Annotated in this window: 2 protein-coding genes; both read left to right on the top strand. The window is 53.1% G+C overall.

The window, feature by feature from the left end:
- Positions 1-1,746, top strand: a 1,746-nt coding sequence (locus tag H597_RS32920) for a polymorphic toxin-type HINT domain-containing protein (RefSeq protein WP_035375475.1), incomplete at its 5' end; no start/stop codon positions are given.
- Positions 1,700-2,284, top strand: coding sequence for a hypothetical protein (locus H597_RS35295; RefSeq protein WP_154668335.1), 585 nt, complete (start codon positions 1,700-1,702; stop codon positions 2,282-2,284). The genes H597_RS32920 and H597_RS35295, both read left to right, overlap by 47 nt.
- The last annotated feature ends 338 nt before the right edge of the window (positions 2,285-2,622 follow it).

Here is a 2,622-nt window from a genome sequence, read left to right as displayed (position 1 = left end):
GGCAAGCTGAAGAGCGAAATGGTGTACGACGCCTTCGGCAACATCACCGAAGCGACCGGCCAGAGCGCCAACAAGTTCGGCTACACCGGCCACCAGATGGATGCGGAAACGGGCCTGGTGTACTTCCAGGCGCGTTACTACGATCCGCAGCTGGGACGATTCATCACGCAGGACCCGTATGAGGGCGACTGGCGCACGCCGCTGTCGCTGCATCACTATCTCTACGCGTATGCCAATCCAACGGTATATGTGGACTTGTTTGGCTATCAAAACTCGCGGTCAGCTTGCTTCTCGCAGAACCCTGACGACTGCATGAGTTCTGACGCCAAACAGGAACGTACCGCCAACCGCGAAGGGTATGACCGAGCAGAGCGCGCAAAGGGCACCAAGCGGTTCAAGGATTCCCGCGGAAATAACTTCGACGAGGTTCAGCGCGACCGCACTGTAACTGCTGATTTGACGACAGAGAATGCGGAGGGCGGCGTAGATGTAGCGGAGATGACGCCGGGTCAGCGCCAATACAAAGAAGCACATGACATTGGCGTAGCGGCCGGCGAGTACGGAGGAGCAATTCTAGAAGCTACTGGACCAGACAGATATAGTTTTTTTGGCGGGGTCGCGGCTAAAGCGGGCGTGCGAGTTATTAAATTCAGTGGCGGTGCTCTCGTAAAAGGCGCTAAGGCCGGCTTGCGAATTTTGAATAAGGGCGCCCAGGAGCGTCGCCTGGAGCAAGCCATCGTAGCCGAAGAGAAGTTGGCCGCGAAAGGACTGACAGGGGAGGCTGAACATATTCGAGCTCCACGGCATACCGTGGAAGCAAAGCCGCAACGTATTCGTTGCAGGTCCTGCTTCGTTGCCGGTACGCCCGTGGCCGTGCAGGGCGGTTTCAAGGCAATCGAGGATGTGCGCGAAGGCGATCTGGTGCTGTCGAAGAGCGAAGCGACTGGCGAGCTTGCGTACAAGCCGGTCGTGAAGCTGATTGTCACGCAAAACAAGGGTGTGTTCGATCTGACCTTGCGTAGCGCGAATGGCGAATCGGAAGTGCTGACCGTGACGGATAACCATCCGTTCTGGGTGCTCAATAAGGGCAGCTTCACTCAAGGCGTTGAAGTAGCTGGCTGGGTTGAAAGCGGTGAGCTCAAGGCCGGGATGTTGGTTCTGTCTAGCGAAGGCAAAGAGTTGCTGGTTGAGTCGCTGCGGGACAAGCAGGAGTCACCTGACACCTACAACTTGACTGTTGCGGACTTCCACACTTATTTCGTTGGAAAGTTGCGTTCCTGGGTACACAACGATGATTGCTATGAGTCCGCGAAACGAAAACGACTTGAGGTCGGCAAAGTAGAAAGCTACGAAGATTCGAAAAAGCTAACAGGTGATGGTACCGTTGATCGAGATCATATGCCGTCGAAGGGAGCGCTTTTGGTGCGTGCCGAATATCTAAAGGGGGAACCGCTGACGTATGAAGAGAAAACTCGAATCATCAATGAGTCAATTACAATGACAGTTCCGAACCCAGTGCATAAGGCAGGTCCAACGCACGGGTACAAGAACAATGCTGCCCAAATGCAGGGTGATGCGTGCAATTTGGCTGGAGCTGCTTGTCGGGATGCCGATGCTGCAGTTCAAAATGCGCACGTACTAGCGCCAAATGATGTTGGGGCTATTGAGGCAGGGGCAGCAAAGATCAAAGGCATGACAAATGATGCTTATGATCGTTGGCTGCGGGAACGAATCGATATCCACTAATAAAGTGAAAATAATGTATAAATGTGACGAATTGCTTTCTCTGCTTGGCAGTAGCGTGAATGATCATCGGTTAGTCGAGTATTTTTCCCCGAAAGGAATCGATTTATTATCGGCGCTTCTACTCGATGAAGGAGAGTTCACTGCATATTTGCAGTGCAAGGCTGACGGGATATCTTTTGTGTTCACAGATGAAGCGATGTTTCTGCAACAAGATGATCAGCCGATTGGTTTGGGGCCGTTATATTTCTCGGGATTTTTCCTTTATTCGGAAGGAAAAGAAGGATTTCGACGATTCACTGGGCAGTTGCCTAAGGCGCTTAGCTTCTCCGATACTCAACTGAATGTCCAAAAGAAGTTTGCTCGGACCGCTGATTTTCGTACTTTAAGAGACGACGGAACTGTGGTCCGGGAACGCTGGGATGAGGGGGGGGACTCCATTGGTGTTAGCTATGCCAAAGGAGCCGATAAAGGAGTTGAAGTCATAAGCGTATTTCGTCCCCGAATTGGACAAATCCTTCCCGTTGGCACGGTGCGGTGATTGCCCTGCCCCGTTCAGTTGCCCCGTTGCCCCGTCCAGACGTCCAGAAAGGTTTGGGCGCATGTTGGCGGGGCGATTTTTCGGGGGAAATCACCTCATTCCGAAAGCGGCAGCCCAAATTTTAGTTCGGGCATGTCGCAGTTTCTTCCATATCTGCTCAATGAATGAGCATCTCGAACCACCAGGGCGAAGCAAGCCCTGGACGGTTCGTCCACATCTCCTTCTACTCGGCTGACTCCCGACTAATGGCGCAGCCAGATTCCCTTTAGCAGTCCGTCCCAGGCATCGAAAAGATAGGCGGCTTTTGGTTGCTGTCGAAACGGATCGACTCCGCGCCA

The organism is Pseudoduganella violaceinigra DSM 15887 (assembly GCF_000425385.1).
In the GTDB taxonomy this organism is placed as follows: domain Bacteria; phylum Pseudomonadota; class Gammaproteobacteria; order Burkholderiales; family Burkholderiaceae_D; genus Rugamonas; species Rugamonas violaceinigra.
Note: the sequence above shows the minus strand (reverse complement) of the source record. Positions and strands in the feature narration are given on the sequence as shown.

Bases quoted from the DNA above. Each gene is read 5' to 3' on its own strand.
- H597_RS35295 (WP_154668335.1), top strand. From the start codon at position 1,700: ATGATGCTTATGATCGTTGGCTGCGGGAACGAATCGATATCCACTAAT.